Origin of the sequence: Variovorax sucrosi (genome assembly GCF_051216635.1) — a bacterium.
Lineage (GTDB): Bacteria > Pseudomonadota > Gammaproteobacteria > Burkholderiales > Burkholderiaceae_C > Variovorax.
In genome coordinates, this window is sequence record NZ_JBPJZU010000007.1 from 52,310 (window position 1) to 74,173 (window position 21,864).

A 21,864-nucleotide genomic window follows, 5' to 3' on the forward strand; every position below is an offset into this window, starting at 1 on the left:
AAAGAGGCTGAAGAGGCTGTTTGACCTCATCTTGCGCACTGCAACGCGGCGCGCGGTGAGCCATGCTGGCCAAACGTGGTAGGTCGACGCCTACCGGTCGCGTGCGCCGCGGGCCCGCCGACGGGCCGGCGCGCTCGCACCGGCCCCGGCCTCAAGCGGTGGCGGTGCTGCGTGCCCGCGCGCCGAGCCCGAGCCGGGCCGGCGACACGTACTGCTGCCGGTAGATCTCGAAGGGCATGGTGTCGGCCGCCTCGATGCGCTTCTGCGCCTCGACCGACTCCAGGCTGGCCTGGACGAAGCGTGCCTGGTCCTCGGGGGCGAAGGGCCGCGTCAGAAGTGCCTGCCGCACCGCCTCGGAGCGCGCACGCGCGAAGCCGGTGAACGAGTCCCCGTGATCGGCCGCCATCGCGGCCAGCACCCGCGCCGAAGGCAGGCTATGCGCGTCGCGCAGGCCGGTGACCGCCGCGTCGAGCGCCTCCGCATAGGCGGCGCCGCCATGCACCGCATCGAGCGCCTCGGCGATCGGCCGGCACTGGGCGACCAGATCGGCGCCCCATTCGGTGAGCGCAATCTCCTGGCCGCCGCGCAGAAGCTGCAGGCCGGGCTCTCGCCCGCGGGCCGCGGTCAGGTGCTGGTTGTGCGCCAGTTCGGCGATCTCCTGCGGCGTGTCGTCGGGGCTGTCGCTGAGCAGGCAGTGCAGCAGGAAGACGTCGAGGAAACGGATGGTCTGGGCGGTGATGCCGATCGGCACGAAGGGGTCGAGGTCCATCAGCCGCACCTCGACATACTCGACACCGCGCTCGCGCAGCGCGTGCAGCGGGCGCTCGCCGGGGTAGATCACGCGCTTGGGGCGGATGGTGCCGTAGAACTCGTTCTCGATCTGCAGCAGCGTGGTGCCCAGCTGGTTGTAGTCGCCGCCAGGGTTCTGGATGCCGATGGCTTCGTAGGCCGGCCAGGGGCGGGTGAGCGCGTCCTGCAGCGACGCGCCATAGCCCTCGAGGCTGTTGTAGCTGACCTGCAGCGAGGCCTGCGCCTCGCTCTGGTAACCGAGCGGCCCCATGCGCAGCGAGGTGCCGAAGGGCATGTGCATGCTGCCGTCGCCGATCGGTCGCAGCTCGTGCGGCCGGCCGGCCACGAAGCTGGAGCACAGCGCCGGCGATGCACCGAAGAGGTACAGCAGCAGGAAGGCATGGCGGCGGAAGTTGCGGATCAGCGCGAAGTACTGCTCGCTCGACACCTCGGGCAGGGACCAGTTGTAGTGAATGCCCGAGATGGTCTGCATGCGCCGGCCATAGCGGTGGCCCAGGCCCATGCGGTAGACGCTCTTGGCGCGGCCCACGTTCGAGCTGCCGTAGCGGCCGATCGGGATCGTCTCGTCGGTGGGCAGGCCGCAGGGCATGCTCGACACCCACAGGCGCTCGTCGCCCAGTTCATTCAGCACGCGGTAGGTGAACTGGTGCACCTGAGTGAGTTCGTCCAGCGCCGCCTCGACGCTGCCATGCACGCCGGTGATCAGCTCGAGCTGCGATTCGCTGAAGTCGGTGGTGATGTTCGAATGCGTCAGCGCCGAGCCCAGCGGCAGCGGATGCGGCGTCAGCGCGAGCTGCCCATTGGGCTGCGCGCGCAGGCTTTCCTTCTCGATGCCGCGCCGCACGCCCCTCAAGCGCGCGGGCGAGAGCGCGGCGAGCCGCTCCTGCAATTTGCTCATGTTCTTATCGCTTGTCCGTCTTTGGTGGGGCTGGAAGTTAGCACTTCTGGCGGACGTCTGCTGGCACGGGGAAACTGCCCGGCTGGCCCGCGGGCTTCAGCCCAGCACTCGCCGCAGGAAGGTGCCCAGGTCGGCGATTTCCTCCAGGCAGACCGAATGCGCCATCGGGTATTCATGCCATTCCACGGCATGGCCGAGCCGCTCGAGGGCGGCGCGGGTCTCGACGGCACGCGGCAGGACCACCACATTGTCCTGGGTGCCGTGGGCGAGAAACACGGGCGTGGTGCGGTTCGCCGGGTGGCGCTCCGCCTCGGTGGCGGCTGCCAGCGGCAGGTAGCCCGACAGGCCGACGATGCCGGCCAGCGCTTCCCCATGGCGCAGGCCGGTCAGGAGCGCCATCGCGCAGCCCTGTGAGAAGCCGGCCAGCACGATGCGCCCGGCCGGGATGCCGCGCGACTTCTCGCGCGCGATCAGCGCCTCGATCGCATCGCGCGATCGGCGCAGGCCGGGCTCGTCCTCGCGGCGCACCAGGTCGGGCGCGAAGATGTCGTACCAGGCCGGCATCGGGTAGCCGCCGTTGATGGTGACCGGCATCACCGGCGCACTCGGGAACACGAAGCGCACCGGGCCGACGTCGCCGAGATCGAGTTCCTTGGCGATCGGCACGAAATCATTGCCGTCGGCGCCCAGGCCGTGCATCACGATGACGGTGGCGGTGGGCTGGGGGGCGCTTTCGATTTCGATGGTCGGCAGGGACATGGCAGGTCTTGGGACGGGTGACAGGCCGACACGATAGCGCACGGCAGGGGGCTACCCTTCGGTGCCACCCGAGGAACCGCATGAACCACACGCCCATCCTGCCGCCGGAAATGACGGAAACGCCGGAAACGCCGGAAACGCCGGAAACGCCGAAATCGCCGACCGCCCCGCTCGCCCTGCCCCCGGGCGCGCCGGCCCCGCCCTTCGCGCGACCGAAGTTCGACGCCCTGCTGCTGGTCTGCAGCCGCTGCGCGGATCGCAGCAGCGGCCCGTCGAAACGCAAGGCGAAGAAGTTGCCGGGCGCGTTCAAGAAGGCGCTGGGCACCGGTCGACCGCGCGTGCGCATCGTCGAATCGTCCTGCCTGGGCCTGTGCCCCAGGAAGGCCACCGCCGTGGCTGTCGCCACGGGCGAGGGGCCGCTGCAAGTGGCGGCCGTGGATGGCAAGTCCGACGCGCGGGTCGTGGCCGAACGTTTGCTGCAGGGACGAAAGAAGGCGGCCTGAGCGGGCGCCTTTTCGGGCTGCTCAGCGGCCAGCGGCCTGCCGGCACTGCCGCAGGTTGGTGTCGAAGCGGCTGGCAAGCATCGCGTCGCATTCGCTGCCGTTGGGCATCAGCCGGCAAAGGCCGACGATGACGAAGTCCGACACCGCCTCGGTGCAGCTGCGGTACGGCGCCAAGGCGGGATTGGCGTGCGTCTTGAAGCCCCAGTCCTCGGAAAAGGCCACGGTACGGCCCATGGCCTCCTCGAAATAGTCCCGGTCGCGTTCCTTCACGGCGACGTCCATCCGGGGCAGTTCCCCTTCGAGGAAGCGCACGGCGGCCAGGGGGAACTGGGCCGTGTCCTGTGCTGCGGCACCGCCGGCCGCGAAGGCGGCCAGCGCAAGAAGACGCCGGAGGGCGCGCAAGGGCGGGAAGGCTAGAGTCATGGGTTCCGATTCTCCTATGGGCCGCCCCTACACTCGCCGGATGGCATCCAAACCTTCACGCGCCCCGCGCATGGCCGAACGCGGCGTCCTTTGTCTGCTGATCGGTGTCGCGGTGCTGGTCGCGCCGTACTTCCTGCCCTCGTCCGGGTGGCACGACATGATTGCGGGCGCTGCCACGGTCGGCTGGTTCGCCTTGGTGCTGGGCGCGGCACTGATCGTGGTCGACCTGGTGCAGCGCGCCAAGGGCAAGCGACCCTAGCGCTTGCCAAGCGCCTTCTTCGCCAGTTCCACCGCGCCGAGCACGATGGCGCCGGCCACGATGCCGATGCCGGCGTTGACCCCCATCGACCCGACCGTGCCCAGCGCCCCGGCGTTTGCCGCCCAGGCTTCGACCGCATGGCCGAAGGCCGGCACGCCGTGCACCAGGATGCCGCCACCGACCAGGAACATGGCGGCGGTGCCGGCCACCGACAGCGCCTTCATGAGCCACGGCGCCGCCACCAGGATGCCGCGACCGAAGGCCTGCTGCGCGGCGCTGGCGCGGCGGGTCAGCCAGAGCCCGGCATCGTCCAGCTTCACGATGCCCGCCACCAGTCCGTAGACGCCGATCGTCATGATCAGCGCGATGCCCGCGAGCACCGCGAGTTGCGTGCCGAAAGGCTGCTCGCCGACGGTGCCGAGGGTGATCACGATGATCTCGGCCGACAGGATGAAGTCGGTGCGCACCGCGCCCTTGATCTTGGCCTTTTCGGCCGCGACGACATCGACCGCCGGGTCGGCGACGGCCTGCACATGCTGCTGGACCTCGGCCTCATGCTCCTGCTTGTGCAGGAACTTGTGGGCCAGCTTCTCCACGCCCTCGAAGCACAGGAAGGCGCCGCCGACCATCAGCAGCGGCGTGATCGCCCAGGGCAGAAAACTGCCGATGAGCAGCGCCGCCGGCACCAGGATGAGCTTGTTGACGAAGGAGCCCTTGCACACCGCCCAGACCACCGGCAGCTCGCGGTCGGCCTTCACGCCGGACACCTGCTGGGCATTGAGGGCGAGGTCGTCGCCCAGCACACCGGCCGTCTTCTTGGCCGCGACCTTGGTGAGGATCGACACGTCGTCCAGGACGGTCGCGATGTCGTCGAGCAGGAGAAAGAGGCTGGCGGCCATGGCGCGGGACGTCGGAGTGATGAAGCCGCGCAGCTTAGCCGCTGGTCAGGCCCGGTTCAGGGAAATCCCGCAGCCGTCCTACGCCATCGCGAGCGGCGCAGGCGAAAACCGTCAACTCACGCTGCGCTTGAGGCGAATCTCTTCGATCTTCACGGTGCCGATGGCGGTCGTCTTGGCGGTCTTCATCTCGCGCTTGAAGCCGGCCAGTTCGTGGAAACGCATGGCGCGCTCGTTGCGCAGCGGCACCCAGATGGTGACGGTGGTGCAGCCCTCTTCTTCCAGACCGTCGCGCGCAGCGTCCCAGAGCGCCACGCCCACGCCCTTGCCCCAGTGCTCTGGCTTCAGGTAGATGGCCCAGATCTCGCCGGTCGTCGAGGGCGTCTTGGGATCGCGCGAGCGGTCGTAGCCGACGAAGCCGACCACCTCGTCACCCTGCACCGCCACCTGCACCTGCGGTTCGCTGAACTCGATGGCATCGCGCCACTTGGCTTCGCGCGTGGCCGGGGCGAGCGCGCGCAGTTCTTCTTCGGGCAGGATGTCCTGGTAGGCGGCGCGAGCGGCGGCGGCATGGACTTCGGCGATGGCTTTGGCGTCGCGCATCGTGGCGGGACGGACTTCGTAGTGGGACATGAATTCGGAGTTCTTCGATGGAGCCGTGTATTGTCGCCGCCCCGCTAAACTCCCCGGCACATTCATCATTCATCATCCATCGTCGGAGACTCCATCATGGCCAAAGGTCAGCAGCGCGCCAACAAAGAGGCGAAGAAGCCGAAGAAGGACACGTCCCCACCCAAGCCGGTGTCGACCAACCTCGAGCCCGTGCGCACCGTCACCACCGCGGTCATTCCGCGCGGCAAGCTCAAGAACAAGTGACGCCCGATGCCCTTCCGCCGGTGCCGCCCTCGGCACCGCCGCAGCCCACCCAGCCGCGCAACCCGCTGCACGGGCTGACGCTCGAGGCCATCGTGCGGGCGCTGGAGGCGGAATACGGATGGGCGGGGCTGAACGAGCGCATTCCGCTGCGCTGCTTCGGGCACGAGCCGAGCGTGGGCTCGTGCCTCAAATTTCTTCGCAAGACCCCCTGGGCGCGCGAGAAGGTCGAGAGCCTCTACCTCTTCATGCTGCGCGACCAGCGCCGCCAATCGCAGGGCGCGGCACCGCGCTGACGCGATGCGGGTGCGCATCGACCCCGGTGGTTTCGCGTTCGACGCCGCGCCCGGCCAGACCGTGCTGCGCGCGGCCGAAGCCGGCGGCATCGCGCTGCCCAGCTCCTGCCGCAACGGCACCTGCCGCACCTGCATCTGCCGGCTGCGCGCCGGCGAAGTGCGCCACACCATCGACTGGCCCGGCCTGAGCGCCGAGGAGAAGGTCGAGGGCTGGATCCTGCCCTGCGTGGCGGAGCCGCTGTCGGATGTGACGCTCGAGGTGCCAGCCGCCTTTTCGGTCTTCGGCGACTAGCCGACGATCCGGTCGCGCCGCGCGAGCGACGGGAACAACTTGAACCACGCCAGCGCAACCGCCACCGTGCCGACGCCCCCCAGCACCACCGAGCCCACCGGCCCCAGCAGCGCCGCGGTGGCGCCCGACTCGAACTCGCCGAGCTGGTTGCTCGCGCCGATGAAGATCGAGCTGACCGCGCTGACCCGGCCGCGCATGTCGTCGGGCGTCTCCAGCTGCACCAGTGTCTGGCGAATCACCACATTCACCATGTCCGCGCCCCCCGAGATGGCCAGCACGATGAGCGACACGGTGAAGCTGCGCGAGAGGCCGAACACCACCATGCACAGACCGAAGGCCGCCACCGCGATCAGCAGCGTGCGGCCGACATGCCGCTCGATCGGCCGACGGGTGAGCCAGATCGACGCCAGCAGCGCGCCGACCGCCGGCGCGCTGCGCAACAGGCCCATGCCCCAGGCGCCGGTGTGCAGGATGTCCTTGGCGTAAATCGGCAGCAGCGCCACCGCACCGCCGAGCAGCACCGCGAAGAGGTCGAGCGAAATCGCGCCGAGCACCGGCTTGCGGCGCCAGATGAAGTCGACGCCTGCGAACACCGTGGCCAGCGTGACCGGCTCGCGCACCCGCGCCGGCTGCAGGTAGCGCAGGCGTGCCACCAGCACGCCGCCGACCACGAACAGCGCCACGCTCGCACCGTAGACCACGCCGGTGCCGGCCGCGAACAGCAGGCCGCCGAGCGCCGGACCGCCGATGATCGCGCCCTGCATGCCGGCCGAGCTGAAGGCCATGGCGCGCGGCAGCATCAGCGGCGGCACCAGCATCGGCGTGAGCGCCTGCTGCGCCGGCATCTGGAAGGCGCGCACTGCGCCCAGCACCACCGACAGGCCGAGCAGCAGCGCCCGAGAATCGTGGTGCAGCACATGCGCCATCAGCAGCGCCAGCCCGACCAGGCCCTGCACCGCGAAGCAGGCGGCCACGATGCGGGCCCGGTGATGCCGATCCACCACATGGCCGGCGTACAGCGCCAGCACCAGCGCCGGCACGAACTGGTAGAGCCCGACCAGGCCGAGGTCCCAGGCGCTGCCGGTCAGGTCGTACATGTGCCAGCCGATCGCGACCAGCAGCATCTGGCTGGCGGCGGTGCCGAAGAGCCGCGCGATCCACAGCTGCATGAAGGGACGCTGGCGCGTCAGGTCGGAAAAATTCGGGGCGGCCTGGAGGGCATCGGGAGCGGCAGACATCCGTTCGAGAATAGCCGAGCCATGAACATGCCGTCCGCGACCGCCCTGACCCTGATCCACGAAGACGCCGACCTGCTGGTGCTCGACAAGCCCGCCGGCCTGCTGTGCGTGCCCGGCCGGGGCGAGGACAAGCAGGACTGCCTGAGCGCCCGCGTGCAGGCCCGCTGGCCCGACGCGCTGGTGGTGCACCGGCTCGACATGGGCACCAGCGGCCTGGTGCTGATGGCACGCAGCCTCGAGGTACAGCGGGCCCTGGGCGCCGCCTTTGCCGCGCAGCAGGTGTGGAAGCGCTACGAGGCGGTGGTCGACGGTGTGCTCGACGAGAGCCCGCACTGGTCGGTGATCGACGCGCCGCTGATGGCCGACTGGCCGCGCCGGCCGCTGCAGAAGGTCGACCCCGCGGGCAAGCCCAGCCTCACGCGCTGGCGCGTGCTCGAGCCGCTGCCGTTACTGGGAGCAAGCCGGCTGCTGCTGGAGCCGCGCACCGGGCGCTCGCACCAACTGCGCGTGCACCTGGCATCGATCGGCCACACGATCCTGGGCGATGCGCTCTATGGTGATGAGGACAGCCAGCGGCGGGCGCCGCGGCTGATGCTGCACGCCAGCGTGCTGCAGTTGCGCCACCCGGTCACGGGCGAGGCGGTGCGCTTCGAGAGCCCGCCGGGCTTCGGCGCGCTGGGCTTCGGGGACGACGCCCGAGCCGCGTGATCAGAGTCCCTTGACCACCATCACCGGCATGGTGGCGTCCTGCAGCACGCGCTGCGTCACGCTGCCGAGCAGGAGCTTCTCGATGCCGGTACGGCCGTGCGAACCCATGACGATCAGGTCGACGCCCAGCGCCACGGCGGTGTCGACGATGCCTTCGTGCACCACATGGCCGTCGATCACGCGCTGGTCGCTGTGCAGGCCCTCGGCGGCGAGCGCCGCCACGCCGCGGGCCAACGCGGCATTGGCGCTGGAGGTGGCGGCCGCCAGGTATTCGTTCTGGCCCAGCGCGTAGTCCGCGCCGACGCCGATGAAGGGGTAGTTGTCGATCACATGGATCAGCGTGATGCGGCTGCCGAAGGCGAGCGCCAGCCCGCTGGCCTTGCTGACCGCATACATCGACGTTTCGGAACCATCGATCGGAACCAGGATGTGATTGAACATGAATGCCCTCGCTGCGTTCTCGGAGCTCGCGCTGGAGCCGGGGCTGCAATTTAACCCGGCCGCCTGTTACCGGTTGTAGGACGCGCGCGGGCGCGCCCGATCCCCCGGTCAGTCGCCCTGAAAACCGCCGGCCCGGCAGGTGACGACCAGCGTGTCGCGGTGACCGCTCTGGCCTTCGACCAGCGGCTGAATCGGCGTCGACTCGTGGATCACGCGGGCGTCGTCGACCAGCATCAGCGTCCAGGGCTCGGTCAGCGTGAAACGTTCGCCGCGGCGGCCTTCGGCCTCGAACACGCGCGTCTCGCCGCCCTTGATGCCATGCCGGCCGACCAGCATCACCGCCACCAGGTCGACGCCGTCTCGGTGTGCGCCTTCGGGCGTCGGCCGGCCGATGCCGTGCGTGGTGTCGATGCGGAACTGGTGCGCCTCGACGAACCAACGCTGCGTGCCGCGCAGGCCGGTGGCCGCATCGGCGATGCGCACCAGCAGACGCTGCCAGGCCGCGTTGGCGACCGTCGCATCGTCCATCGGCGCGAACCAGCGCTGCATGCCGCCGTGCAGGGCGTTGTATTCGACGGGCTGCCAGTGCGCGCGGTGCGGCACGGGGGCCAGCGCGTCACCATCGACCGTGAAGCACGAATGCCGGCGCTGCCGGTAGCGCCCGCCGTCCTTGAGGTACTCGTCGGGCGGGAGACCGTCCCAATCGGCGCGCAGGGCCTCCAGTGCGTCGAGCGGCACGCCGAGCCATTCGGCCACGCCTTCGGGGCTGAGTACCGCGTAGCCCTGCAGGCGCAAGGCGTCGACAAGTCGTGAAGGTGGGTCGAAGGACGGCGCGAAGACGGCGCTCACGCCTCGACCTTCACGCCCTTCCAGAAGGCGACGCGGTCCTTCACCTCTTCGGCTTCCGGCTTGGGGTCGGCGTAGTACCAGGCCGCATCGGCATTGAGTTCGCCGTTGACCAGCAGCGAGTAGTAGCTGGCCGAGCCCTTCCAGGGGCAGGTGGTCTTGTGGTTGCTGAAGGTCACGTGCTCGCGCTTGAGCGAGCTCACGGGGAAGTAGTGGTTGCCTTCGACGACCACGGTGTCGTCGCTCTCGGCGATGGTGACGCCGTTCCAGGTTGCTTTCATGGGAGATCTCCGGATGCCCAGGCCGGCGCGGCATGCGTCGGCGATTCACAAGGGTGCCGCCGGCGCCTCGCGCGGCGGCAGACCCCTATTGTGCCGCTGGCGCCTGAAGCCAGTGCACGCTGAACAGATGCTGGGGATCGGTCCACACCGCCGTCGGCACGAAGCCTGCCATTTCTGCCAGTGCGCGCAGCCCGTCGACGGTGAACTTGTGCGAGTACTCGGTGTGGATCGTCTCGCCCTCGGCGACATCGAAGCGCCGGCCGTCGAGCGTCACCGCCTGCGCGCGCCGGCTCACCAGGTGCATCTCGATGCGCTGCATCGGCGCGTTGTAGAAGGCGCTGTGCCAGAAGCCGTCGAGGTCGAAGTCGGTCTGCAGTTCGGCATTGGCTCGGCGCAGCAGGTTGAGGTTGAAGGCAGCCGTCACGCCCTGCGCGTCGTTGTAGGCGGCGTGCAGCAGCGCCGGGTCCTTCACCAGGTCGACCCCGAGCAGCAGCCCGCCGCCGCGCAGCAGGCGGGCCGAAAGCTGCAGGAACGCGAGCGCCTCCTCGGGCGTGAAGTTGCCGAGTGTGGAACCGGGAAAGAAACCGACGCGCCGCCCCGCGCCTTCGCCCGGCGCGGGCAGCACCAGGGGCATCGTGTAGTCGGCCGCGACCGGCTGCACGGTGAGCTGCGGATAGTCGGCGCGCAGCCGCTCGGCCGCCGCGCCGAGGTGCTCGCCGGAGATGTCGATCGGCACATAGCGCCGCGGCGTCTGCAGCGCATCGAGCAGCAGGCGCACCTTGGTCAGCGAGCCGGCGCCGAATTCGATGATCTCGGCGTCGGGCCCGATCTGCTGGGCGATCTCGCCGGCGCGCTCGGTGAGGATGCGCAGTTCGGTGCGGGTCGGGTAGTACTCGGGCAGTTCGCAGATGCGATCGAACAGCGCCGAGCCTTCGACGTCGTAGAAGAACTTCGGCGAGATGCTGCGGGCGCGGCGTGACAGGCCGGCATGCAGTTCGCGGCCGAACTCGCTGAGTGCGGGCGCGGTGCGGACGTCGTCGCGCTGCAAATCGCGTGGGAGAGAAGCAGGGTTGCGCATCAGAGATCCTTCGCGAGCCGCAGCCCCGAGAACTGCCAGCGCGCCGCCGGCGGGAAGAAGTTGCGATAGCTCGGCCGGCTGTGGCCTTCGGGCGTGGCGACGCTGCCGCCGCGCAGCACCAGCTGGCCGACCATGAACTTGCCGTTGTATTCGGCCGCCACGCCCGGCATGGGCCGGAAGCCGGGATAGGGGTCGTAGGACGAGCGGGTCCATTGCCAGACATAGCCCGTCATCTGGGTCGTGCCTTCGTCGGCGCAGGCGGCTTCCCATTCGAATTCGGTGGGCAGGCGCGCGCCGGCCCATTCGGCATAGGCAGCGGCCTCGTAGAAGCTCAGCTGCGACACCGGTGCCTCGTGGTCCAGGGGGCGCACGCCGTTCAGGCCGAACACCTGCCAGCCCGCGGCCGCCCCGCCCTGGAACCCCAGGCGAGGATCGTCGGGCGCCAGCCAGTACGGCGGTGCTCGCCAGCCCTGCGACCGCACCGCGGCCCAGCCGTCCGACAACCAGAGTTCGGGCCGCCGATAACCGCCGTCGGCGATGAACTGGGCGTAGTCGCCGCAGTTCACCAACCGGTCGGCGATGGCATAGGGCCGCAGCAGCGCACGATGGCGCGGCGTTTCGTTGTCGAAGGCGAAACCGCCGCCCTCATGGCCGATCTCCACATGGCCGCCAGGCTGGGCGCGCCACTGCATGGCCGGCGCCACCGTGGCCAGGCGAAGCGCCGACGCAGCCGCGGGCCTGTAGGCCGGCAGCAGCGGATTGCACGACAAGGCATGCAGGATGTCGGTCACCAGCAGCTCCTGGTGCTGCTGCTCGTGGTGCAGCCCGAGCGTGAGGATCGGTTCGACTTCGGCCCACGCCGCTCCGTCGATGCCGTCCAGCAGGCCTTCGACGCCGGCATCCACATGGGCGCGGTAGGCATGCACCTCCTTCACCGAGGGCCGGGTGAGCAGCCCGCGCTGGGGGCGCGGATGGCGCGGGCCCAGCGCCTCGTAGTAGGAATTGAACAGGTACTGGAAGCGCGGATCGAAGCACAGGTAGCCGCTGGCGTGCGGCTGCAGCAGCACCGTCTCGAAGAACCAGGTGGTGTGGGCCAGGTGCCATTTGGTGGGGCTGGCATCGGGCATCGACTGGACGCACTGGTCTTCTGGCGACAGCGGGGCGGCCAGCGCGAGGCTGGCGCTGCGCACCGTGCGGTAGGCGTCGCGCAACGCATCGGGGGCCTGCGGGCTCGGCCGGGAAAGCTTCATGGGGTCTCCAAGGATCGCATCGGGCGTTTTATTCGAATGGGCTGCAAGCTGTCCGTAGGACAAGCCCGCGCACCAGCCGCCACCGGCCGGGCTCGAAGGGGTTGCACATAATGCGCGAATGCGCACGTCCCAACCTGACCGCCGACCCCAAATCCTCATCATCGGCTGTGGTTTCGGCGGCCTCGAAGCCGCGCGCCGTCTGCAGCAAGCGGCAGTCGACGTGACGGTGGTCGAGAAAACCAACCACCACCTGTTCCAGCCCTTGCTCTACCAGGTGGCCACCGCCGGCCTGGCGGCGCCCTCGATCGCCGCGCCCACGCGCCTGCTGTTCCGCGGCCAGCGCAACATCACCACCCTGCTGGGCGAGGTGAGCGACATCCTCCCGGCCGAGCGCGCGGTGCTGCTGCGCGACGGCCTTCGCCTGGGCTACGACCACCTGATCGTCGCCGCCGGCGCCACCCACAGCTATTTCGGCAACGACGCCTGGGCCGCCCACGCGCCGGGCCTGAAGACGCTGGCCGACGCCTTCGCGATCCGCCGCCACGTGCTGATGTCGTACGAAGCGGCCGAGAAGGAACAGGACCCGGTGCGCCGCCGCGCCCTGCTGACCTTCGCGGTGATCGGCGGCGGGCCGACCGGCGTCGAGATGGCCGGCACGCTGGCCGAGATCGCCCGCCACACCCTCGAAGGCGAGTTCCGCCACATCGACCCCGCCAGCGCCGAGGTGCTGCTGATCGAGGGCGGCCCGCGGGTGCTGCAAGCGATGCCCGAGGGACTGAGCCAGAAGGCGAAGGAGCAGCTCGAGCGCCTGGGCGTCAAGGTGCGGCTGGGCGCCAAGGTCACGTCGATCGACGCGACCGGGCTGGACATCGCGACCGATGCCGGCAGCGAACGCATCGCCAGCCACTGCGTGGTCTGGGCCGCCGGCGTGGCGGCCTCACCGCTCGGCAAATTGCTGGCGACCGTCACCGGCGCCGAAACCGACCGCGCGGGGCGCGTGCGCGTCGAACCGGACCTGAGCCTGGCCGGCCATCCGGAGATCAGCGTGGTGGGCGACCTTGCCGCCGCCATGAGCCATGTCCCGGGCCAGGAACCGAAGCCGGTGCCCGGCGTCTCGCCCGGCGCCAAGCAGATGGGCCGCACCGCCGCGGGCAACGTGCTGCACCGCATCGCGGGCGAGCCGACCAAGGCCTTCCGCTACGCCGACTACGGCAACCTCGCGACCATCGGCCGAAACTCGGCGGTGGTCGACCTGGGCACGCCCTTCGGCCCGCTGCGCTTCAGCGGCAAGCTCGCGTGGCTGTTCTGGCTGTTCGCGCACGCCTACTTCCTCATCGGCTTCCGCAACCGGCTGGTCGTGCTGATGGACTGGGCCAGCGCCTACTGGAGCTTTCGGCGCCATGCCCGCGTGGTGGCGGATGTGGATGGGGCGGGCAAGGGCGAGTCGTAACGCCCGGCTGCCGAGGTTCAGACGCGCGCCGGCGCCTCGGCTTCCTTCTCCTGCAGCAGCCGCCACATCACCTTGCCCGCGCCGCTCTTGGGCAGTGCGTCGACGAACTGCACCTGGCGCGGGATCTTGTAGACCGCCATGTTCTCGCGGCACCAGTCGATGATCTGCTGCTCGGTCGTGTCCTGGTGCGTCGGTCGCAGCACCACCACGGCCTTCACCGACTCGCCGCGGTAGGCGTCCTTGGTGCCGATGACGCAGGCTTCCTGGATCGCCGGGTTCTTGAACATCAGCAACTCGACCTCGGCCGGCCACACCTTGAAGCCGCTGGCGTTGATCATCCGCTTGAGGCGGTCGGTCATGAAGAAGTAGCCGTCTTCGTCGACGCGGCCCATGTCGCCGGTGCGGAAGTAGCGCTTGCCGTCGAAGTCGACGAAGGCCGCGGCGGTGGCGTCGGGGCGCTTCCAGTAGCCCTGGAACACCTCGGGGCCGCAAGTGATGATCTCGCCGGATTCGCCCACCGGCAATTCCTTGAGCGTGTCCGGGTCCACCACGCGCGAATCGCTGCTCATGTAGGGAATGCCCAGGCACTGCTGCTTCGGGTGGTCGAAGGGTTGCGCGTGCGAAGGCGCAGCAGTCTCGGTCAGGCCGTAGCCTTCCTGGTAGCGCAGACCGTACTGCTCGAACAGGCGCTGCGCCACCGCTTGCGGCATCGCCGCACCGCCGCCGCCGATGTAGGTGAGGCTGCTCAGGTCGAAGCTGGCGAAGTTGGGGCTGCCCAACAGGTCGATCACCATCGTCGGGATGTTGGTCCAGCTCGTGACCTTGCGCAGCGAGATCAGGCGCCCCGCCACCTCGCGGTCCCAGCGCGGCATGACGACCATCGTGGCGCCCGAATAGATCGAGGTGTGCATCATGCTCACCACGCCGGTGATGTGGAACATCGGCACCACGGCTAGCACCACCGCCTCCTGCGAAACCGAGCCCCACAGCTGGCCCGCCACCGCGTTGTGCATCAGGCTCGCATGGTGGTGAATGCAGCCCTTGGGCAAGCCGGTGGTGCCGCTGGTGTAGGGCAGCAGCGCCATGTCGTCGGCACCGACGACATGGGGCGGGGGTGCATGGCCGGCGGCCAGGGCGTCCTGCCAATGCAGGGCGCTGCCATCGGCCAGGGCCGGCAGCGCATGGCGCGTCAGAAGCCAGTCGCGCCAGGCCGGCGCCGGCCCTTCGTCGCCGCTTGCCTCGGGATCGAAGGCATCGGTGAACTGGGTGACGATCAGGTGCGCGAGCCGCTGCGCGGGCGCGAGCGCGTCGCTGGCCTTGGCCAGCTCGGGCGCGAGGTCGCCGGTGGTGATGGCGACCTTCGCATCGGGGTCGACGATGTAGTGCTTCAACTCCTCGGCCCGGTTCATCGGATTGACCGGCACCACCACCGCGTTGGCGCGCAGGATGGCGAAGTGCGCGATGACCAGCTGCGGGCAGTTCTGCATGCTCAGCAGCACGCGGTCGCCACGCTGCACGCCCAGCGCATGCAGGGTGCCGGCCAAACGCTCGGCCTGCTCGACCAGTTCCCGGTAGCTGAGCACGGTGCCGAAGAAGATCAGTGCGGCCTTGTCGGGATAGCGCTGGGCGGAGGTGACCAGGTTGTGCCACAGCGAGGTGGCGGGGACGGTGATGGCGTGCGGCAGGCGCTTGGGCCAGAACTTGTGATGCGGGCGGTCCATGAAATCTCCAGACGAAGCCGGGAGCCTAAGCCCCGCGCCGCCGCCGACGCATGGGGAGAAGCCCCGAAGACGTCGCGTCCGCGACGCGCTGGCTTCACCCACGGGGGATGCGCCCCTCGGCCGAAAGGGGGATCGCCCTCGGGCGAAAGGACGACAGACGCAGCCGGCCTGGCGTTCTACAAGGAAGCTCCGGTTCCCACCACCCAACACCCCCCAAGGAGATCACATGGCAGCAGACAAGAAGGCAAGCGTCCACTGGGAAGGCGCCGGCAAGACCGGCCAGGGCAAGATCAGCACCGAGACCGGCGCGCTCAAAGACTATCCCTACGGCTTTGCCAGCCGCTTCGGCGACGACCGCACCGGCACCAACCCGGAGGAGATCGTCGGTGCGGCCCACGCCGCCTGCTTCACCATGGCCTTCGCCTTCGCGCTGGAGGCCGAAGGGCTGGCCGCCACGGCGATCGACACCCGCGCCGCCGTCCGGCTGGCCAAGGACGGTGCCGGCTTCAAGATCGATCGCATCGCCCTGGAGCTCGACGCCAGCGTGCCGGGCATCGACGAGGCCAAGTTCCAGACCATCGCCGCGGCCGCCAAGGGCGGCTGCCCGTTGTCGAAGGCGCTCGCCAGCGTGCCGGAGATCACCCTGACAGCGACCCTGAAGACCTGATCGCCGGAAGGTCGTCGGCATAGACCTGCACGCAGACCGCGCCGTGCGCCTTGGCGGCGTACATGGCCTGGTCGGCATGGCGCAGCAGCAGGTCGGCGTCCCGCCCCGCCTCTGGGTACAGCGCGATGCCGATGGACGCGCCCAGCGTCAGCCGGTGGCCTTCGATGTCCATCGGCCGCTCGAGGGCCGCCAGCAGCCGCACTGCCAACCCGCGCGCCTCGTCGGCATCGACGCCGCCGCCGCCCGATTGCAGCAGTGCGAACTCGTCGCCGCCCAACCGCGCCAGCACCTCGCCGCCGCGGGCGACCTCCCGCATGCGCTCGGCCATCTTCACCAGCACCTGATCGCCGACCGAATGGCCGAAGCGGTCGTTGATGGGCTTGAAGAGGTCGATGTCGATGTAGTGCACCGCGAAGACCTCGTCTTCGGCGCCGGCCCGATCGAGCGCCTCGGCCAGGCTTTCCAGAAAAAACTCGCGGTTGACCAACCCGGTCAGCCCGTCGTGCCGGGCGAGATGCCGGATGCGGGCCTCGCTCCGGCGCCTTTCGGTGATGTCGGTGTAGGTACGGACCATGCCGCCGCCTTCGAGCGGCACGCTGAAGATCTCGATCACCCGGCCATCGGGGCGCTCGCGCTCATAGCGCTGCGAGGTGCCGAGAATGCCGCCGGAACGGATGAATGTCAGCACGTCGATCGGCGTCCGGTCGAACTCCCCCTGCGCCATCTGGTAGTCGAGCACCGCCTGGAAACTCGGCCGCGATGCCATCAGGGACTCTGGCAAGTCGAGCAACTGCATCGCGCGACGGTTGCACACCTCGACCACCCGCTGGGCATTGACCATCAGGATGCCCTGCTCCATCCGCTCCAGCGTGACCTCGAGCAGGGTCGACTTCTGCCGCAACAGGGCTTCGCTTTCGCGCGCCCGCCGCTCGGCCGTCAGCAGTTGCTGCTGCTGGCGCTTGAGCACGGTGATGTCGACGTGCGCGAAGAATCCCCGCCCGTCGGGTCCACGCTGCGCCACCACGCGGACCCAGCGCGCTTCGGGCAGGGGCAGCTCGAAGGGGGCGCCGGCAAAGCGCATGTTCTCGCCCAGGGTGGCCAGCCCCGTCTCGAACAGGACGCGCGGTGACGGCGCGGCGCCGGACCATGCCAGCCGGTAGATCTCCTCGAAGCCCAGCCCCTGGGCAGCCCGGCGGTCGGCCAGCCCGTACAGGCCGACGAAGGACGCGTTGACCCAGGCGATCCGTTCGTCCGCGCCCGTCACCATGATGCCCTCGGCCACATGGTCGAACAGCGCAGCGCCGTCGATCTCGAGCGGCTCCGGCAACCGGCCCAGCACCGCCGCGCCGGCGCCGTCGGTAGGCGCTTCCTCGCGCCACAGGCGGATGCGGCCGAGCCCGGGCAGCGGCAGGGACGCCACCTGCAACTGGCGGCCGTCGTGGCTGAAGCCGAAGGGACGCTGTTGCGCACGATGGCGCGCGACGCCTTCGGCGATGTAGCGGTCGATCGACGGCATCTCCCGCGCATCGAGTCGCTGGCCGTAGAAGCGCCGCAGGTTCTCGGCATACGGCGTCCCGACGCCAATGGCGCCCGCCTGCTCGGGAAAGAAAGCAAGGAAGGTGCGGTTCCACAGCAGGGTGTCGTCGGCCGCGTCGAACAGGCAGCAGGCGATGCCGAGACCGTCCAGCGCTTCGGCCACCGGCCTGAGAAGTTCCGCCACGGCGCAGGCGGACCGGTCGCCCGCCGGCGGCGGGTCGGAGTTCATCGGGGAGCCATCACGCGGGGACATGCGGGGTCTGCGGTTGTTCTTATGGGCTTGGATTCTGCCTGCGAAGCCTGCGTTCCAGCGCCTGTGAAAGGCACGCGCGCACGCACCGCCACGCGCAATTCACCGGCTTGGTGCACAGGCCTTGCATACCAGTGGCACAGATCCTGCTGCTGTGTGGACCATGTCCATCTCCGCATCCGAAATCAGTGCACGCATCGTCGAAGCGGTGATGGCGCGCAAGCTGGCGCCCGGCTCCCGCCTGGGCGAACAGCAACTCGCCATGCTGTTCGACTGCAGCCGAACCATCGTGCGCGAGGCCCTCACCCGCCTGGCAGCGCGCGGCATCGTCACCGTTTCGGCGCGCCGGGGCTGGTTCGTGATCGAGCCGTCCGAGGAAGAAGCGCGCGAGGCCTTCGAGGCCCGCCGCGTGATCGAGGTCGGCCTGATCCGCAGTGCCGGCAGCGTCGACAAGGCGGCACTGCGCCGCCTGAAGCAGCACCTGCAGCGCGAGAAGACCGCCATCAAGGAGAGCGACGTGGGCGCGCGCAGCTTCCTGCTGGGCGACTTCCACGTCTGTCTGGCCGAGTGCCTGGGCAACAACCTGCTGGCCGAGACCCTGCGCGACTTCACGGCACGCACCACGCTGATCGCCATGCTCTACCAGTCGACGCACGACGCCGCGCAATCATGCGACGACCACGTGCGCATCGTCGACGCACTGGCCCGGGGCGACGCCGCAACGGCCGAAGCCTTGATGGCCGAGCACATCGGGACGGTGCATTCCGCCTTGCGCCAGCAGACCCAGAACGACCCGCTCGCGCACCTGCGCGATGCACTGGCCCCGCTTCAGGGCACCAGTTCGGGCGACAAGCCTAAGGCACAGGTCTTGCATACAAGCCCTGCAGTGAAAGGCAAGGCGGCTCGCAAGACGCCCGCCAAGCCCGCAACCCCTTCCGACGATTCATCGACTTACCTAGGAGCCTTGCTATGAAGTCCGTTCTCTCCGTGTCCAAGCGCCAGTTCGCCCTGCTGGCGCTGGCCTCCTCCGCTTTGTTCGCTGCCGGCGGCGCGCACGCCCAGGCTGCGCTGGACAACATCCTGAAGTCCAAGACCCTCAAGGTCGCGGTGCCCACCGACTACCCGCCCTACGGCTCGGTCGACAAGACGATGACGCCCATCGGCCTGGACATCGAGATGGCGCAGCTCATCGCCGCCAAGCTCGGCGTGAAGGTCGAACTGGTGCCGGTCACCAGCGCCAACCGCATCCCCTACCTGCAGACCAAGAAGGCCGACCTGGTGATTTCCACGCTGGGCAAGAACGCCGAGCGCGAGAAGGTCATCGACTTCTCTTCCGCCTACGCGCCCTTCTTCCAGGCCGTGTACGCCGCCAAGAGCCTGAAGCTCACCAGCTTCGCCGACATGGCCGGCAAGACGGTGGCCGTGACGCGTGGCGCCATGGAAGATCAGGAACTGAACAAGGTGGCGCCGCCGAACGTCGACTACCGCCGCTTCGAAGACAACAACGCGACCATCGCCGCCTTCGTGGCCGGCCAGACGCAGACCGTCGCAACCAGCGCCGCCGTGGCAGGCGACATGCTCGCCAAGAACCCGAAGGTCAGCGCCGAATTCAAGCTGCTGCTCAAGGACAGCCCGTGCTTCGTCGGCATCGCCAAGAACGAGACCGCGCTGAAGGCCAAGGTCAACGAGATCATCGCCGCGGCCAAGAAGGACGGCACGCTCGACAAGATGTCGATGAAGTGGCTGGGCAAAGCCTCTGGCGACTTGCCGGTCTGATCAGCCGCTCTCCCCGTCTTCGCTTGCCGCAGGCGCGCAGCGCCAAGGAGCTTCTCACATGGAATTCGACTTCGGCGCCGTTCTGGTCGACTGGCGGCTGCTCGTCAAGGGCATCGCGTGGACCGTGGGCCTGACGGCCATCGCCACGCTCATCGGCATGGTGGTGGGCGTGGCCTGCGCCTGGGCCCGCTCCAGCGGGCCGGCGTGGCTGCGCTGGGTGGTGGGCACGTATGTGGAGCTGATCCGCAACACGCCTTTCATCGTCCAGCTCTTCTTCATCTTCTTCGGGTTGCCGGCCGCGGGCGTCAAGCTCACGCCGGAGACGGCCTCGATCATCGCGATGGTGGCCAACCTCGGTGCCTACGCCACCGAGATCATCCGCGCCGGCATCGAGGCCACACCCAAGGGGCAGATCGAAGCGGCGGTGAGCCTGGCGCTCAACAAGATGCAGGTGTTCCTGCGCGTGGTGCTGCCGCCCGCGCTCAAGAAGGTCTGGCCCGCCATGGTGAGCCAGATCATCATCGTGATGCTCGGCTCGGCGGTCTGCAGCCAGATCTCGGTGGAAGACCTGAGCTACGCGGCCAACCTGATCCAGAGCCGCAACTTCCGCGCCTTCGAGGCCTTCATCATCGCCACGCTGATCTACCTGGCGCTGTCGATCGGCCTGCGCCGCCTGCTCAACTGGGCCGGCCCCCGTCTTTTCTTCGGCCGCTGAACCGAGGGACCCACGCATGAACGACTTCTCTCTCTGGGACATCCTGCGCAACCTGCTGATGGCCCTGCGCTGGACGGTGGTGCTGTCGCTGATCGCCTTCGTCGGCGGCGGGCTGGTGGGCGGGCTGCTGCTCTTCCTGCGGCTGCGCGCGGGCAAGTGGCTCGACCGCGCGATCGGCACCTACGTCCAGCTGTTCCAGGGCACGCCGCTGCTGATGCAGCTTTTCCTCGCCTACTTCGGCATCGCGCTGATGGGCGTCGAGGTGTCGGCGTGGACCGCCGCCACGGTGGCGCTCACGCTCTACACCAGCGCCTTCCTCACCGAGATCTGGCGCGGTTGCGTCGCCTCGATCCCCAAGGGGCAATGGGAAGCGTCGGGCAGCCTGGCGATGACCTTCGGCGAGCAGATGCGCCACGTGATCCTGCCGCAGGCGGTGAAGATCGCGACCGCGCCTACCGTCGGCTTCCTGGTGCAGGTGGTCAAGGGCACGGCGCTCGCCTCGGTGATCGGCTTCGTGGAGCTCACCAAGGCCGGCAGCATGATTTCCAACGCCACCTTTCAGCCCTTCGTGGTCTTCAGCTGCGTCGCGCTGATGTATTTCGCGCTGTGTTTCCCCATCAGTCTGTTCGCCAAACATCTCGAGAGGAAGACCCATGTCCGCCGTGCTTAATTCGTCCACCTCGCCGTCCGCTTCCACCGCCATTGCCGCTGCCGATGCGGGCGGTGCTCATGTCGCCACCGGTGCACCCATCGTGCAGATCACGGCGTTGCGCAAGTCCTACGGCACCAACGAGGTGCTCAAGGGCATCGACCTGACCGTCAAGCGCGGCGAGGTGATCGCCATCATCGGCAAGAGCGGCTCGGGCAAGAGCACGCTGCTGCGCTGCATCAACGGGCTGGAGGTGTTCCAGGAGGGTTCCCTCTCTGTGGACAACAAGCCGCTGCTGCACGAGAGCGCCATGGCCATGCGCGAGCTGCGCCAGCGCGTGGGCATGATCTTCCAGGGCTTCAACCTCTTCCCGCACCTCACAGTCGGCAAGAACGTGATGCTCGCGCCGACGCTGGTGAAGAAGCGCGGCCAGGTCGAGGCCGCCGCACAGGCGCGCAAGTTGCTGGCCCGCGTGAATCTGGCCGAGAAGTTCGACGCCATGCCCGAGCAGCTCTCCGGTGGCCAGCAGCAACGCGTGGCCATTGCACGCGCGCTGGCGATGGAGCCGGCCGTGCTGTTGTGCGACGAGATCACCTCGGCACTCGACCCCGAGCTGGTGGGCGAGGTGCTGCGCGTCGTCGAGTCGCTGGCCGACGAGGGCATGACCCTCTTGATGGTCACGCACGAGATGAGCTTCGCCCGCAAGGTGGGCGACCGCGTGATCTTCATGCACCAGGGCCGGGTCCACGAGATGGGACCGCCGGCCGAGCTGTTCAGCAATCCGCAGACGCCGGAGTTGAAGCAGTTCCTGTCTTCGCTGCACGACTAGCAGCGGGCGGCTGCACAGGAGCGGCCTCGGCAACGTTCAACTTTGGCCCTGCTGTTCGGACCAAACCGCCAACTCGTAGCCATCCGGATCCAGAAAGTGGAAACGGCGCCCGCCGGGGAAAGCAAAGACCGGCTTCGTGACGGTGGCGCCCGCCGCCTCAATGCGCCGCTGCGTTTCGGCAAGATCGTCTGCATAGAGGATCACCAGCGGCCCGCCCGGGCGGATGGGCTCGCCTGTCGTGAAGCCGCCGGTCAATCGACCATCGCTGAATTCGCTGTACGTGGGCCCGTAGTCGGTGAAGGTCCAACCGAACACCGCGCCGTAAAACGCCTTGCTGCGCGCGATGTCAGTGACGTTGAACTCGATGTTGTCGATTTGCCTGTCCCGGCCCGTGACTGCCATGCATGTGTCCTGATGTTG

27 protein-coding genes are annotated in these 21,864 nt (G+C 68.8%); 13 read left to right on the forward strand and 14 right to left on the reverse strand.

What is annotated here, in order from left to right; genetic code table 11:
• Positions 1–151: 151 nt before the first annotated feature.
• Together gshA and ACSFBE_RS14670 are read right to left on the reverse strand one after the other, a co-directional pair.
• Positions 152–1,708: a glutamate--cysteine ligase gene (gene gshA / locus ACSFBE_RS14665; RefSeq protein ID WP_435491130.1), complete on the reverse strand. Its 1,557-nt coding sequence runs from the start codon at positions 1,706–1,708 to the stop codon at positions 152–154.
• Positions 1,709–1,804: 96 nt separating this feature from the next.
• Positions 1,805–2,467 carry an alpha/beta hydrolase gene (locus ACSFBE_RS14670; RefSeq protein WP_435491131.1) on the reverse strand — a complete coding sequence of 221 codons (663 nt, stop codon included), beginning with the start codon at positions 2,465–2,467 and terminating at the stop codon, positions 1,805–1,807.
• A gap of 80 nt (positions 2,468–2,547) precedes the next feature.
• On the opposite strand from ACSFBE_RS14670, the gene ACSFBE_RS14675 reads away from it, so the two are divergent.
• Entirely contained in the window at positions 2,548–2,970 is a 423-nt protein-coding gene (locus ACSFBE_RS14675; RefSeq protein ID WP_435491132.1) for a hypothetical protein, read from the forward strand.
• A 21-nt stretch (positions 2,971–2,991) separates the two neighbouring features.
• Here ACSFBE_RS14675 and ACSFBE_RS14680 read toward each other — a convergent pair whose 3' ends face one another.
• Positions 2,992–3,393, reverse strand: coding sequence for a hypothetical protein (locus ACSFBE_RS14680; RefSeq protein ID WP_435491133.1), 402 nt, complete (start codon positions 3,391–3,393; stop codon positions 2,992–2,994).
• 40 nt (positions 3,394–3,433) lie between these two features.
• Between ACSFBE_RS14680 and ACSFBE_RS14685 the strand changes: the two genes are divergently transcribed.
• Positions 3,434–3,652, forward strand: a complete 219-nt coding sequence (locus tag ACSFBE_RS14685) for a hypothetical protein (RefSeq protein WP_435491134.1) — start codon at positions 3,434–3,436, stop codon at positions 3,650–3,652.
• Here the strand turns inward: ACSFBE_RS14685 and ACSFBE_RS14690 are convergent.
• Both ACSFBE_RS14690 and ACSFBE_RS14695 read right to left on the reverse strand, forming a co-directional pair.
• Positions 3,649–4,551, reverse strand: coding sequence for a DUF808 domain-containing protein (locus ACSFBE_RS14690; protein WP_435491135.1), 903 nt, complete (start codon positions 4,549–4,551; stop codon positions 3,649–3,651). The genes ACSFBE_RS14685 and ACSFBE_RS14690 overlap by 4 nt on opposite strands.
• Positions 4,552–4,662: 111 nt before the next feature.
• Positions 4,663–5,181 (reverse strand): GNAT family N-acetyltransferase, encoded by a 519-nt coding sequence (locus tag ACSFBE_RS14695; RefSeq protein ID WP_435491136.1) that lies wholly within the window; start codon positions 5,179–5,181, stop codon positions 4,663–4,665.
• A gap of 96 nt (positions 5,182–5,277) precedes the next feature.
• On the opposite strand from ACSFBE_RS14695, the gene ACSFBE_RS14700 reads away from it, so the two are divergent.
• The 3 genes from ACSFBE_RS14700 to ACSFBE_RS14710 are packed head-to-tail and all read left to right on the forward strand — an operon-like array spanning position 5,278 to position 6,009.
• Positions 5,278–5,424: a hypothetical protein gene (locus ACSFBE_RS14700; RefSeq protein WP_435491137.1), complete on the forward strand. Its 147-nt coding sequence runs from the start codon at positions 5,278–5,280 to the stop codon at positions 5,422–5,424.
• Entirely contained in the window at positions 5,421–5,717 is a 297-nt protein-coding gene (locus ACSFBE_RS14705; protein WP_435491138.1) for a VF530 family protein, read from the forward strand. The genes ACSFBE_RS14700 and ACSFBE_RS14705 overlap by 4 nt, the downstream gene beginning before the upstream one ends.
• A 4-nt stretch (positions 5,718–5,721) precedes the next feature.
• Positions 5,722–6,009 carry a 2Fe-2S iron-sulfur cluster-binding protein gene (locus ACSFBE_RS14710; RefSeq protein WP_435491139.1) on the forward strand — a complete coding sequence of 96 codons (288 nt, stop codon included), beginning with the start codon at positions 5,722–5,724 and terminating at the stop codon, positions 6,007–6,009.
• Here the strand turns inward: ACSFBE_RS14710 and ACSFBE_RS14715 are convergent.
• Complete coding sequence (locus tag ACSFBE_RS14715; protein WP_435491140.1) at positions 6,006–7,247, reverse strand: MFS transporter; 1,242 nt, start codon at positions 7,245–7,247, stop codon at positions 6,006–6,008. The genes ACSFBE_RS14710 and ACSFBE_RS14715 overlap by 4 nt on opposite strands.
• Positions 7,248–7,268: 21 nt before the next feature.
• Here ACSFBE_RS14715 and ACSFBE_RS14720 point away from each other — a divergent pair, with 21 nt between their 5' ends.
• Positions 7,269–7,955: an RluA family pseudouridine synthase gene (locus ACSFBE_RS14720; protein ID WP_435491141.1), complete on the forward strand. Its 687-nt coding sequence runs from the start codon at positions 7,269–7,271 to the stop codon at positions 7,953–7,955.
• Here ACSFBE_RS14720 and ACSFBE_RS14725 read toward each other — a convergent pair whose 3' ends face one another.
• The 5 genes from ACSFBE_RS14725 to egtB form a co-directional block, all read right to left on the reverse strand.
• Positions 7,956–8,396 (reverse strand): universal stress protein, encoded by a 441-nt coding sequence (locus ACSFBE_RS14725; protein WP_435491142.1) that lies wholly within the window; start codon positions 8,394–8,396, stop codon positions 7,956–7,958. It lies immediately after the preceding gene.
• Between the two features lie 108 nt (positions 8,397–8,504).
• On the reverse strand, positions 8,505–9,245 hold the full coding sequence (locus ACSFBE_RS14730; protein ID WP_435491143.1) for a 2OG-Fe dioxygenase family protein: 741 nt from the start codon (positions 9,243–9,245) through the stop codon (positions 8,505–8,507).
• A complete protein-coding gene (locus ACSFBE_RS14735) occupies positions 9,242–9,523 on the reverse strand; it encodes a DUF427 domain-containing protein (RefSeq protein ID WP_435491144.1) in 282 nt (93 codons plus the stop codon). The genes ACSFBE_RS14730 and ACSFBE_RS14735 overlap by 4 nt, the downstream gene beginning before the upstream one ends.
• An 85-nt stretch (positions 9,524–9,608) precedes the next feature.
• Positions 9,609–10,601: an L-histidine N(alpha)-methyltransferase gene (gene egtD / locus ACSFBE_RS14740; protein ID WP_435491145.1), complete on the reverse strand. Its 993-nt coding sequence runs from the start codon at positions 10,599–10,601 to the stop codon at positions 9,609–9,611.
• Positions 10,601–11,851: an ergothioneine biosynthesis protein EgtB gene (gene egtB / locus ACSFBE_RS14745; RefSeq protein WP_435491146.1), complete on the reverse strand. Its 1,251-nt coding sequence runs from the start codon at positions 11,849–11,851 to the stop codon at positions 10,601–10,603. Before egtB ends, egtD begins: the two co-directional genes overlap by 1 nt.
• 118 nt (positions 11,852–11,969) lie before the next feature.
• Between egtB and ACSFBE_RS14750 the strand changes: the two genes are divergently transcribed.
• Complete coding sequence (locus ACSFBE_RS14750) at positions 11,970–13,301, forward strand: NAD(P)/FAD-dependent oxidoreductase (protein WP_435491147.1); 1,332 nt, start codon at positions 11,970–11,972, stop codon at positions 13,299–13,301.
• A 17-nt stretch (positions 13,302–13,318) separates the two neighbouring features.
• On the opposite strand, the gene ACSFBE_RS14755 is transcribed toward ACSFBE_RS14750, so the two are convergent.
• Positions 13,319–15,022, reverse strand: a complete 1,704-nt coding sequence (locus ACSFBE_RS14755; protein WP_435491148.1) for a long-chain fatty acid--CoA ligase — start codon at positions 15,020–15,022, stop codon at positions 13,319–13,321.
• Between the two features lie 226 nt (positions 15,023–15,248).
• On the opposite strand from ACSFBE_RS14755, the gene ACSFBE_RS14760 reads away from it, so the two are divergent.
• Positions 15,249–15,689: an OsmC family protein gene (locus ACSFBE_RS14760; RefSeq protein ID WP_435491149.1), complete on the forward strand. Its 441-nt coding sequence runs from the start codon at positions 15,249–15,251 to the stop codon at positions 15,687–15,689.
• Here the strand turns inward: ACSFBE_RS14760 and ACSFBE_RS14765 are convergent.
• Positions 15,661–17,454 (reverse strand): PAS-domain containing protein, encoded by a 1,794-nt coding sequence (locus tag ACSFBE_RS14765; RefSeq protein ID WP_435491150.1) that lies wholly within the window; start codon positions 17,452–17,454, stop codon positions 15,661–15,663. The genes ACSFBE_RS14760 and ACSFBE_RS14765 overlap by 29 nt on opposite strands.
• A 184-nt stretch (positions 17,455–17,638) precedes the next feature.
• Between ACSFBE_RS14765 and ACSFBE_RS14770 the strand changes: the two genes are divergently transcribed.
• The 5 genes from ACSFBE_RS14770 to ACSFBE_RS14790 are packed head-to-tail and all read left to right on the forward strand — an operon-like array spanning position 17,639 to position 21,444.
• On the forward strand, positions 17,639–18,448 hold the full coding sequence (locus tag ACSFBE_RS14770) for a GntR family transcriptional regulator (protein ID WP_435491151.1): 810 nt from the start codon (positions 17,639–17,641) through the stop codon (positions 18,446–18,448).
• On the forward strand, positions 18,445–19,251 hold the full coding sequence (locus tag ACSFBE_RS14775; RefSeq protein ID WP_435491152.1) for a transporter substrate-binding domain-containing protein: 807 nt from the start codon (positions 18,445–18,447) through the stop codon (positions 19,249–19,251). The genes ACSFBE_RS14770 and ACSFBE_RS14775 overlap by 4 nt, the downstream gene beginning before the upstream one ends.
• A gap of 58 nt (positions 19,252–19,309) precedes the next feature.
• Positions 19,310–19,966, forward strand: a complete 657-nt coding sequence (locus tag ACSFBE_RS14780; RefSeq protein ID WP_435491153.1) for an amino acid ABC transporter permease — start codon at positions 19,310–19,312, stop codon at positions 19,964–19,966.
• A gap of 16 nt (positions 19,967–19,982) precedes the next feature.
• On the forward strand, positions 19,983–20,636 hold the full coding sequence (locus ACSFBE_RS14785) for an amino acid ABC transporter permease (protein WP_435491154.1): 654 nt from the start codon (positions 19,983–19,985) through the stop codon (positions 20,634–20,636).
• The gene (locus ACSFBE_RS14790) at positions 20,620–21,444 is read left to right on the forward strand and encodes an amino acid ABC transporter ATP-binding protein (protein WP_435491155.1); all 825 of its coding nucleotides are present in this window, start codon (positions 20,620–20,622) and stop codon (positions 21,442–21,444) included. The genes ACSFBE_RS14785 and ACSFBE_RS14790 overlap by 17 nt, the downstream gene beginning before the upstream one ends.
• A gap of 36 nt (positions 21,445–21,480) precedes the next feature.
• On the opposite strand, the gene ACSFBE_RS14795 is transcribed toward ACSFBE_RS14790, so the two are convergent.
• Positions 21,481–21,846: a VOC family protein gene (locus tag ACSFBE_RS14795; RefSeq protein WP_435491156.1), complete on the reverse strand. Its 366-nt coding sequence runs from the start codon at positions 21,844–21,846 to the stop codon at positions 21,481–21,483.
• Positions 21,847–21,864 lie beyond the last annotated feature (18 nt).

Bases quoted from the DNA above. Each gene is read 5' to 3' on its own strand.
- egtB (WP_435491146.1), bottom strand. From the start codon at position 11,851: ATGAAGCTTTCCCGGCCGAGCCCGCAGGCCCCCGATGCGTTGCGCGAC.
- ACSFBE_RS14725 (WP_435491142.1), bottom strand. From the start codon at position 8,396: ATGTTCAATCACATCCTGGTTCCGATCGATGGTTCCGAAACGTCGATG.
- ACSFBE_RS14690 (WP_435491135.1), bottom strand. From the start codon at position 4,551: ATGGCCGCCAGCCTCTTTCTCCTGCTCGACGACATCGCGACCGTCCTG.
- ACSFBE_RS14700 (WP_435491137.1), top strand. From the start codon at position 5,278: ATGGCCAAAGGTCAGCAGCGCGCCAACAAAGAGGCGAAGAAGCCGAAG.
- ACSFBE_RS14760 (WP_435491149.1), top strand. From the start codon at position 15,249: ATGGCAGCAGACAAGAAGGCAAGCGTCCACTGGGAAGGCGCCGGCAAG.
- ACSFBE_RS14770 (WP_435491151.1), top strand. From the start codon at position 17,639: ATGTCCATCTCCGCATCCGAAATCAGTGCACGCATCGTCGAAGCGGTG.
- ACSFBE_RS14720 (WP_435491141.1), top strand. From the start codon at position 7,269: ATGAACATGCCGTCCGCGACCGCCCTGACCCTGATCCACGAAGACGCC.
- ACSFBE_RS14695 (WP_435491136.1), bottom strand. From the start codon at position 5,181: ATGTCCCACTACGAAGTCCGTCCCGCCACGATGCGCGACGCCAAAGCC.
- ACSFBE_RS14685 (WP_435491134.1), top strand. From the start codon at position 3,434: ATGGCATCCAAACCTTCACGCGCCCCGCGCATGGCCGAACGCGGCGTC.
- ACSFBE_RS14765 (WP_435491150.1), bottom strand. From the start codon at position 17,454: ATGAACTCCGACCCGCCGCCGGCGGGCGACCGGTCCGCCTGCGCCGTG.
- gshA (WP_435491130.1), bottom strand. From the start codon at position 1,708: ATGAGCAAATTGCAGGAGCGGCTCGCCGCGCTCTCGCCCGCGCGCTTG.
- ACSFBE_RS14755 (WP_435491148.1), bottom strand. From the start codon at position 15,022: ATGGACCGCCCGCATCACAAGTTCTGGCCCAAGCGCCTGCCGCACGCC.
- ACSFBE_RS14795 (WP_435491156.1), bottom strand. From the start codon at position 21,846: ATGGCAGTCACGGGCCGGGACAGGCAAATCGACAACATCGAGTTCAAC.
- ACSFBE_RS14790 (WP_435491155.1), top strand. From the start codon at position 20,620: ATGTCCGCCGTGCTTAATTCGTCCACCTCGCCGTCCGCTTCCACCGCC.
- ACSFBE_RS14670 (WP_435491131.1), bottom strand. From the start codon at position 2,467: ATGTCCCTGCCGACCATCGAAATCGAAAGCGCCCCCCAGCCCACCGCC.
- ACSFBE_RS14735 (WP_435491144.1), bottom strand. From the start codon at position 9,523: ATGAAAGCAACCTGGAACGGCGTCACCATCGCCGAGAGCGACGACACC.
- ACSFBE_RS14715 (WP_435491140.1), bottom strand. From the start codon at position 7,247: ATGTCTGCCGCTCCCGATGCCCTCCAGGCCGCCCCGAATTTTTCCGAC.
- ACSFBE_RS14785 (WP_435491154.1), top strand. From the start codon at position 19,983: ATGAACGACTTCTCTCTCTGGGACATCCTGCGCAACCTGCTGATGGCC.
- ACSFBE_RS14750 (WP_435491147.1), top strand. From the start codon at position 11,970: ATGCGCACGTCCCAACCTGACCGCCGACCCCAAATCCTCATCATCGGC.
- ACSFBE_RS14775 (WP_435491152.1), top strand. From the start codon at position 18,445: ATGAAGTCCGTTCTCTCCGTGTCCAAGCGCCAGTTCGCCCTGCTGGCG.
- ACSFBE_RS14710 (WP_435491139.1), top strand. From the start codon at position 5,722: ATGCGGGTGCGCATCGACCCCGGTGGTTTCGCGTTCGACGCCGCGCCC.
- ACSFBE_RS14780 (WP_435491153.1), top strand. From the start codon at position 19,310: ATGGAATTCGACTTCGGCGCCGTTCTGGTCGACTGGCGGCTGCTCGTC.
- ACSFBE_RS14680 (WP_435491133.1), bottom strand. From the start codon at position 3,393: ATGACTCTAGCCTTCCCGCCCTTGCGCGCCCTCCGGCGTCTTCTTGCG.
- ACSFBE_RS14675 (WP_435491132.1), top strand. From the start codon at position 2,548: ATGAACCACACGCCCATCCTGCCGCCGGAAATGACGGAAACGCCGGAA.
- egtD (WP_435491145.1), bottom strand. From the start codon at position 10,601: ATGCGCAACCCTGCTTCTCTCCCACGCGATTTGCAGCGCGACGACGTC.